The sequence below is a fragment of the Microbulbifer sp. YPW1 genome, from assembly GCF_013367775.1.
In the GTDB taxonomy this organism is placed as follows: domain Bacteria; phylum Pseudomonadota; class Gammaproteobacteria; order Pseudomonadales; family Cellvibrionaceae; genus Microbulbifer.
Map to the genome: position 1 here is coordinate 1393220 of NZ_CP055157.1, position 9281 is coordinate 1402500.

The window sequence follows — 9281 nt, forward strand, 5'->3', positions numbered from 1 at the left end:
AAGCTCATACTCCACCGCAAAGTTTTCGATTCTACCGGGGGGCAGGAGTTTGTTGTGGACCTCGATGGTTATCCCGATGCCGGCAGTTGGCTCCATGGTTTTTTTGGCAGGTAAGAAGCAAAAGGCCCCGGCGAAATCGTCGGGGCCTTTTGCTTTAGCGTTTCGCTTGCGCGATAAACCGTTCCATTTGCTGTTCCAGCATCTCCATCGGCAGAGCGCCGTTGGCGAGTACCGCGTCGTGGAAGGCGCGCAGATCGAAACGATCACCCAATTCTTTTTCCGCCTTTGCGCGAAGTTCGCGAATCTTGATCTCACCCATCTTGTAGGACAGCGCCTGTCCCGGCCAGGAGATGTAGCGATCCACTTCGGCGCGCACGTTTGCCTGTGACAGAGAGGTATTGCCGGCGAGGAAATCCAGTGCCCGTTGACGGCTCCAGCCCTGGGAGTGGATGCCGGTATCGATAACCAGGCGGGCCGCGCGCCACATTTCATAGCTCAGGCGGCCGAACTGCTGATAGGCATTTTCATATACCCCCATTTCCACCCCGAGGCGCTCGGTATACAGGGCCCAGCCCTCACCAAATGCGCTGAGATACAGGTTCTTGCGGAACATGGGGACATTCTCCAGTTCCAGCGACAGCGCGCCCTGCAGGTGATGGCCGGGAACGGCCTCGTGCAGGGTCAGTGCGACCAGTTCATACAACGGGCGCTGATCCAGTGCGTAGGTATTCACCCAGTAGGCGCCGCCGCGGGTGCCGCCAATGGCCGCCGGGTTGTAAGAGGCGGTGGTGTAGTTGGGCGCGATTTCATCCGGGACCGGTACCACACCGTAGGGCAGGCGCGGCAGCTTGCCGAAAAACTCCGGCAGGCGATAGTCGATGCGTTTGGCGATATACGAGGCTTCTTTTAGGAGATCCTTCGGGGTCTTGGCGTAGAACTGGGGATCGGTGCGCAGGAACTCGGTGAATTCCTCGAAGCTGCCATCAAACCCGGATTCCTTGATCAGTGCGTTCATTTCCGCGCGGATACGTTTTACTTCCGCGAGCCCGATCTTGTGGATCTCCGCGGGATCCATGTCCAGGGTGACGTAAGTGCGGATCGCGTGGCGGTAATAATCCTTGCCGCCGGCCAGATCTTCCGCAGCCAGGGATTCACTCGCCGCATTCATGTAGTCACCTTCAAGGAAGGTCGCCACGCGATCAAATGCGGGGATCGCGTACTCTTTAATGGCCTGGGCGCCCGCCTTCTGCAGGCGCTTTTTTTCCGCGGCAGAGAAATTGTCCGGGAGGTTTTCAAACGGCTCGTACAGGCTGCTTTTTTCCGGGTCGTCATAGACCTGGGCGCGCACCGTGGGGGCAATCCCTTCGACGACGATTTTCGGAAGTACAAACCCGTCCTCGATCCCGGCGCGCATATTTGCGATGTTTTCATCGAAGTAGCGGCCAAAATCCTGAATACGCTGGATATAGTCCTCGTAATCCGACGGCTTTGGCATATTCAGTCCGCTACTGGCATCCAGCGCCGCGCTCCAGAAGCTATAGAAGGTATTGACCGGGATGCGATCGAGATACTGTTCATTGGCCTCGATGGAATTTTTCAGCACCCATGTAAGCAAGTCCCTGTTGACCCGCTCGGAGTCGTTCAGTGCAGCGCTGTCGATCTCAGCGAGACGGGCCACGAATTGTTGCTCGGCCTGCAGACGACGGGCGCGGTCTTCTTCCGATACCCCCGGCAGGCGATCGTTATAACCCTTCTCGCCCATTCGACCGGCGGTGATGGGATCTTCCCGCAGACTGTACTGCCAGTGATCGTCGATTACTTGCTGAAGCTGTTCGGCGGCGGTAGCAGCCAGGGCGTTTTGCGTAACCAGTGCGGCGAGCAGGGCAAGCAATGAAAGCAGCCGCGCAGGATGCGCCAGTGAAATACCGGACATGGGAAGACTCTCCAGAGGCTAAACGGTGGTCGTTGGTCTTTGCGCACAACTCTACCATGCCCCATCGGAGCTGGAATCCGCAGCGTCCGCTTACTCGATGAAATGCCGGGTGTTGCGGTTCAACGGTGTGGCCGCCAGATAATTATTCTGCAGAGTGCTCTGACACTAGTTTTTCCCGGCGCACAGCCATCAAACGATACTCTTGATCAGGCCGCCTTCGGCCTTGATGCTCGCACCGTTGATTGCGGCACTGCAGGGTGAAGCGAGAAATGCCACCACGGCCGCAATTTCCTCGGGCTTGATAAAGCGCTGTAACAGGGAATCCGGCTCCGTTTCGCGAAAGAAATCGCGAACGAATTCCTCCTCCGACTTTCCCTGCACCTGGGCACTCTCTTTGAGCCAGCTACTGACCCCTTCTGTCATGGTTGGACCCGGCAGCACGGAATTCACCGTAACATCGCGACCACAACCCTTGGTGAGATTAGCGAGTCCTCGCCCCAGCACTATCTGCGCACCTTTAGTCACCGAGTAATGCACCATACTCTCGAGTCCGCGCATACCGGCTTCGCTGGCAATATTGATGATGCGCCCGAAGTCCTGCTCGAGCATTTTGGGGAAAAAGTGTCTGCACAGTCGCACGGTGCTAAGGACATTGATGTCGAGGAACTGACGCCACTCTTCATCGGTGATCTCGGCGAAGGGACGGGGGTTGAATATCCCCATATTGTTGACCAGCACGTCTAGTTGACCGTGGGATTCGATCTCTGCACAGATTCGCGCCGTATCCTGTGCATCGGACAGGTCCCCATCGATCGCGATCACATCGCCAAGGGCAGTCAGCTCTGCGGCCACAAGGTTGGTGTCCGAGCGGCCATTGATAATGACTCGGGCACCCTCACCTACCAGGCTTTCCGCAATAGACCTTCCTATGCCTTTGGTAGAGCCACTGACAAACGCCAGTTTACCTTCGAGCTTGAGATCCATAACTACGCCCCTGCGCTGACATACTCCGACCTATAGTAGGGTGCTCCGCCAGGGGCGGTAGCCCAAGTAGAAATCGCGATAGCAACTACACTTGCAAACGATATACAGGAAGTAACGGACCCGGAGTCAGGGAGTAACTGTCGTGCTCGTAAACTTTTTATCCAACCGATTTTCAACAGGCCTGCTACTGGCAGCGTTTTGCACGTGTCTTATGGGATTGTGGGCAAACCCTGCCCGTGCGACTGAAGGCGGTATTGGCTATTACGTGCCAGGGACGGCGGCAACTCTGATTGACCGCGCGCCGGTTCAGACGGGCTGGGTGTTTGAACCCATGTATCTCAATTACAGCGGCGATATCAGTACCGATATACGCGTGCCGATTGCAGACGTGATTACTGCGGGTATCGACGTGCGCATCAACAGTGTGGTTCCCGGCGCCCTGTATACTTTTGACAAGCCGGTACTGGGTGCCAAGTACACCGTGGGCGCCTACCTGTCCTGGGTTGATGTGCAGGTTACCGGTCGCGTGGAAGGCCCCGTACGCGCTATCCGCCGCACCTCATCCGAATCCGGTCTGGGCGACACCACCCTGATTCCGGCGATGCTGGCCTGGGTGGATGGCAACTGGCAATACAACGCCTTTCTCCCTATCCATGCGCCCACCGGCGACTATGAGAAGGGACGACTTGCCAACCCGGGCCTCAATTATTGGGCGGCAGATCCTACCTTCGGGATCGCCTACACCAATATGGAATCGGGCTTTAACGCCACGATGTTCGCCGGGTTGACCATCAACCAGCAAAATCCTGACACCGATTATCGCAGTGGCCGGCTGCTGCATTTTGATGCGAGCCTGCAGCAGATGATTAAGGCGGGCAGTGGCTTCCTCACCCTGGGTGTCAACGGCTTCTACGGTAACCAAATCAGCGATGACCAAAATCAGAACCGGTTTGTGGGCCCCTTCCGTCAGAAAAGTGGCGGTATCGGGCCGGCAATCGGTTACATGCTGCCCATGGGCAAGGACAATATCGTGGTCGAGTTTCGCTGGTTGCCACAGATGGATACCAAAAACACCCCCGAAGGCGATTACTACTGGCTGAAGTTTGTTTACCAGGTGGGCACCGGAAAAAAATAAACGAAAAGTAACGATCGCGAGAAGTAGCATGTGGTGCCGCCGGCTGGAGGCACCGCAGCTTACGCGATTCTCAGGCCCATAAACGCAGGCCGACGACGCCGTATCCTGTCAGGAAGCAGGCTAGAACTGCATTTAATCCCATCAACACTATCGCATGGTTTCGCCAGAATCCCCCTGTCGTTTGTTTGCGATGCAAGTAACCAGCGCGATACGGACCCGCTTTCCTAATACCATTGGTCCGCAATTGAGCACGCTTCCCAGCAGAAGATCTTCTACCGCAACCCCACGATACGACCGTACCTTTATGTAGATACTTTCCGCCCGTTGTGGCAGAAAGTAATTTCGTAAAATTTCACTGCGACAGAATTCAAGGAGATTTCCGTGAAGGATTTGCACGTAGGCGCGGTTCAAATGGTGAGCGGAGATAGTGTTGCCGACAATCTCGACAGGGCCCAGGCACTGTTGAGAACAGCCGCGGAGGCCGGCGCAGAGCTGGTGTTACTCCCGGAAAACTTTGCACATCTCTCGGATCGCGGCAGCTACGCAGCAGCCGAACACTTCGCTGAGGACGGCGTCGCCGATGAAACGCAGCAGCCAATTCAGGCCGCTCTTAGTCGCTGGGCAAAGGAGCTCGGTATCTGGTTGATTGCCGGTGCCATACCACTGCTTGAGCGCCCTGATGGCTCTCCGGTTGAGGGGAAACGCAACCGCTCGGCCTGCCTGGTCCACGACGACCGCGGACAGCTTTGCGCCCGCTACGACAAGATACATTTATTCGACGTGGACGTCGCCGACGCGGCGGGACGCTATCGTGAATCGAACTCTATCGAGCCCGGTACCCATACCAGTGTTGTCGATACCCCGTGGACGAAGCTCGGTCTGAGTATCTGCTTCGATCTGCGCTTTCCGGAACTCTTCAGAGTACTGGCTACCCGGGGTGCAGAGGTTTTGCTGGTACCCGCCGCATTTACCCACACTACAGGCCAGGCACACTGGAAAACCCTGTTACAGGCGCGCGCAATTGAAAATGGCTGTTACGTCATTGCAGCAAACCAGGGCGGACAGCACTCGGAGAAACGCAGGACCTGGGGACACTCTGTGATTATTGATCCCTGGGGAGACGTGCTGGCAGAAGCTGGCGAGGGCGAAGCTGTGATTACTGCAAAGCTCGATGGGGATAAGTTGGGGACAGTGCGGCACAACATGCCGGTACTCGATATGCGCCGCCTGTAGCTAACAGGAAAAGGCGTTACTCACAGAATAACTGGATAGAGCTGTGGGTAAGTACGGGATATTGGATGTGAGTGGCGTGGTTGTTGGGTTGCGGAAAACGTTTAAAAAAGCGACGGTGTTTTTTTGGGCGGGTTTGGTTTTGTAGGGGTGTGTGGATATAAAAAAAGGGCCACCCAAATGGGTGGCCCTTTCTTTTATTTAGAAGCCTGACGATGACCTACTCTCACATGGCGAAACACCACACTACCATCGGCGATACTGCGTTTCACTTCTGAGTTCGGCAAGGGATCAGGTGGTTCCACAGTTCTATGGTCGTCAGGCAAACTGGCTTGGGTTGGCTTGGTCTTATGAGCTTGTGCTCTGCGCTGCCACTTGACTGTCCGTTTGCCACTGCTCTCGCAGTTAACAGTCAACCCAAATAAGTCGGTAAAACATTCTGTAGTAATACACCGCAAGAACTGTATGTCTCGTCTCGCGCACAATCCACTGATCGATCATCTGATCAGTAATCGTTAGTAACCATCTCTGTTGTATGGTCAAGCCGCACGGGCAATTAGTACTGGTTAGCTCAACGCCTCACAACGCTTCCACACCCAGCCTATCAACGTGGTAGTCTTCCACGGCCCTTTAGGACTCTCAAGGAGTCAGGAAATCTAATCTTGAAGGAGGCTTCCCGCTTAGATGCTTTCAGCGGTTATCGATCCCGAACTTAGCTACCGGGCAATGCGTCTGGCGACACAACCCGAACACCAGAGGTTCGTTCACTCCGGTCCTCTCGTACTAGGAGCAACTCTTCTCAAATTTCCAACGCCCACGGCAGATAGGGACCGAACTGTCTCACGACGTTCTAAACCCAGCTCGCGTACCACTTTAAATGGCGAACAGCCATACCCTTGGGACCGACTTCAGCCCCAGGATGTGATGAGCCGACATCGAGGTGCCAAACACCGCCGTCGATATGAACTCTTGGGCGGTATCAGCCTGTTATCCCCGGAGTACCTTTTATCCGTTGAGCGATGGCCCTTCCATTCAGAACCACCGGATCACTATGACCTGCTTTCGCACCTGCTCGTCATGTCTGACTCGCAGTCAAGCGCACTTATACCATTATGCTCATTGCATGATTTCCGACCATGCTGAGTGCACCTTCGTGCTCCTCCGTTACGCTTTGGGAGGAGACCGCCCCAGTCAAACTACCCACCATACACTGTCCTCGATCCGGATAACGGACCAGAGTTAGAACCTCAAACATACCAGGGTGGTATTTCAAGGATGGCTCCACAATGACTAGCGTCACTGCTTCAAAGCCTCCCACCTATCCTACACAAGTAGGCTCAAAGTTCAGTGCAAAGCTGTAGTAAAGGTTCACGGGGTCTTTCCGTCTAGCCGCGGGTACACTGCATCTTCACAGCGATTTCAATTTCACTGAGTCTCGGGTGGAGACAGCGTGGCCATCATTACGCCATTCGTGCAGGTCGGAACTTACCCGACAAGGAATTTCGCTACCTTAGGACCGTTATAGTTACGGCCGCCGTTTACCGGGGCTTCGATCAAGAGCTTCGACCGAAGTCTAACCCCATCAATTAACCTTCCGGCACCGGGCAGGCGTCACACCGTATACGTCATCTTACGATTTTGCACAGTGCTGTGTTTTTAATAAACAGTTGCAGCCACCTGGTCACTTCGACCGGCCTCAGCTTAGGGAGCAAGTCCCATCACCAAAACCGGCGTACCTTCTCCCGAAGTTACGGTACCATTTTGCCTAGTTCCTTCACCCGAGTTCTCTCAAGCGCCTTGGTATTCTCTACCCGACCACCTGTGTCGGTTTGGGGTACGATTCCTTACAATCTGAAGCTTAGAGGCTTTTCCTGGAAGCATGGCATCAATGACTTCACTTACCGAAGTAAGCTTCGTCATCAGCTCTCGGCCTTAGGGACCCGGATTTGCCTAAGTCCCCAGCCTACTACCTTAAACACGGACAACCAATCGCCGTGCTGGCCTAGCCTTCTCCGTCACTCCATCGCAGCAATTGCAAGTACGGGAATATTAACCCGTTTCCCATCGACTACGCCTTTCGGCCTCGCCTTAGGGGTCGACTTACCCTGCCCCGATTAACGTTGGACAGGAACCCTTGGTCTTCCGGCGAGGAGGTTTTTCACCCCCTTTATCGTTACTCATGTCAGCATTCGCACTTCTGATACGTCCAGCAAACCTCACAGTTCACCTTCAGCGGCTTACACAACGCTCCTCTACCATGCTCATAAGAGCATCCGCAGCTTCGGTTATCAGTTTGAGCCCCGTTACATCTTCCGCGCAGGCCGACTCGACCAGTGAGCTATTACGCTTTCTTTAAATGATGGCTGCTTCTAAGCCAACATCCTGGCTGTCTGAGCCTTCCCACATCGTTTCCCACTTAGTAGTAATTTGGGACCTTAGCTGGCGGTCTGGGTTGTTTCCCTCTCCACGACGGACGTTAGCACCCGCCGTGTGTCTCCCGGATAGTACTTACTGGTATTCGGAGTTTGCAAAGGGTTGGTAAGTCGGGATGACCCCCTAGCCTTAACAGTGCTCTACCCCCAGTAGTATTCGTCCGAGGCGCTACCTAAATAGCTTTCGGGGAGAACCAGCTATCTCCAGGTTTGATTGGCCTTTCACCCCTAGCCACAAGTCATCCGCTAATTTTTCAACATTAGTCGGTTCGGTCCTCCAGTTGATGTTACTCAACCTTCAACCTGCCCATGGCTAGATCACCTGGTTTCGGGTCTATATCCAGAGACTGAACGCCCAGTTAAGACTCGGTTTCCCTACGGCTCCCCTAGATGGTTAACCTTGCCACTGAATATAAGTCGCTGACCCATTATACAAAAGGTACGCAGTCACCCCGAAGGGCTCCTACTGCTTGTACGTATACGGTTTCAGGTTCTATTTCACTCCCCTCTCCGGGGTTCTTTTCGCCTTTCCCTCACGGTACTGGTTCACTATCGGTCAGCTGGGAGTATTTAGCCTTGGAGGATGGTCCCCCCATGTTCAGTCAAGATAACACGTGTCCCGCCCTACTCGATTTCACTAAATGTGCCTTTTCGTGTACGGGGCTATCACCCTGTATCGCGGAACTTTCCAGATCCTTCCACTAAGACATAAATAGCTTAAGGGCTAGTCCAATTTCGCTCGCCGCTACTTTCGGAATCTCGGTTGATTTCTTTTCCTCGGGGTACTTAGATGTTTCAGTTCCCGGGTTCGCCTCCTAACCTATGTATTCAGTTAGGGATACCTGTAAAACAGGTGGGTTTCCCCATTCGGACATTCCAGGATCAAAGCTTGTGTGCCAGCTCCCCTAGACTTTTCGCAGGCTCCTACGTCCTTCATCGCCTCCAGCTGCCAAGGCATCCACCGTATACGCTTAGTCGCTTGACCATACAACACAAACGACTACTAACGACTTTGTATCCAAACGCCGATAAACGTTTGAACACCGGATTGTGTGCTTGAGAGACACACATTTCTATTGAGTTGAGTATTGTTAGTACTCAACCTCGCCTTGCAGTGTATTACTACAAAATGTTTCACCTTGTTAAAGAGCATCTGATGTAAAAATCAGAAAGCTGAACTCTTATCTTTCGATAAAAAATCAGATTTCTGAGTTCTAATGTTGTGTCGGAAAATGGTGGAGCTAAGCGGGATCGAACCGCTGACCTCTTGGATGCAAACCAAGCGCTCTCCCAGCTGAGCTATAGCCCCATCTCAATAAGCACCCTTCAAAACCTTTCACTTTGAAGAATGTAAATTTCACGAATTGGTGTTTTCTGAATTCGCCGCATAGCCTGCTATGCAAGAATTCTGAAAGCGCCGAGTCGTGGAATTTTGAGGCCTGGGCAGACTTGAACTGCCGACCTCACCCTTATCAGGGGTGCGCTCTAACCAGCTGAGCTACAGGCCTAAAACTTTGTACCCCTGGGTAAACCACAGGGCACTAGACCCGCCCAACGGGCATCACTG

4 protein-coding genes, 2 tRNA genes and 2 rRNA genes are annotated in these 9281 nt (G+C 54.0%); 2 read left to right on the plus strand and 6 right to left on the minus strand.

Annotated features, from left to right (window positions below; genetic code table 11):
• Positions 1-154: 154 nt before the first annotated feature.
• Together HUW35_RS05895 and HUW35_RS05900 are read right to left on the minus strand one after the other, a co-directional pair.
• Entirely contained in the window at positions 155-1933 is a 1779-nt protein-coding gene (locus HUW35_RS05895) for a DUF885 family protein (protein WP_181254688.1), read from the minus strand.
• Between the two features lie 189 nt (positions 1934-2122).
• Positions 2123-2917 carry an SDR family NAD(P)-dependent oxidoreductase gene (locus HUW35_RS05900; RefSeq protein WP_181254689.1) on the minus strand — a complete coding sequence of 265 codons (795 nt, stop codon included), beginning with the start codon at positions 2915-2917 and terminating at the stop codon, positions 2123-2125.
• A gap of 211 nt (positions 2918-3128) precedes the next feature.
• Here HUW35_RS05900 and HUW35_RS05905 point away from each other — a divergent pair, with 211 nt between their 5' ends.
• Both HUW35_RS05905 and HUW35_RS05910 read left to right on the plus strand, forming a co-directional pair.
• Entirely contained in the window at positions 3129-4052 is a 924-nt protein-coding gene (locus tag HUW35_RS05905; RefSeq protein ID WP_181254690.1) for a transporter, read from the plus strand.
• Between the two features lie 381 nt (positions 4053-4433).
• On the plus strand, positions 4434-5285 hold the full coding sequence (locus HUW35_RS05910) for a carbon-nitrogen hydrolase family protein (protein WP_219932658.1): 852 nt from the start codon (positions 4434-4436) through the stop codon (positions 5283-5285).
• A 204-nt stretch (positions 5286-5489) separates the two neighbouring features.
• On the opposite strand, the gene rrf is transcribed toward HUW35_RS05910, so the two are convergent.
• From rrf to HUW35_RS05930, 4 genes are all read right to left on the minus strand, one after another.
• Positions 5490-5605: ribosomal RNA gene (gene rrf / locus HUW35_RS05915) — 5S ribosomal RNA — on the minus strand.
• 212 nt (positions 5606-5817) lie between these two features.
• Positions 5818-8699, minus strand: a 23S ribosomal RNA gene (locus HUW35_RS05920).
• 248 nt (positions 8700-8947) lie between these two features.
• Positions 8948-9023 (minus strand) — tRNA-Ala (locus HUW35_RS05925).
• Positions 9024-9148: 125 nt separating this feature from the next.
• A tRNA-Ile gene (locus HUW35_RS05930) sits at positions 9149-9222 on the minus strand.
• Positions 9223-9281: the final 59 nt, after the last annotated feature.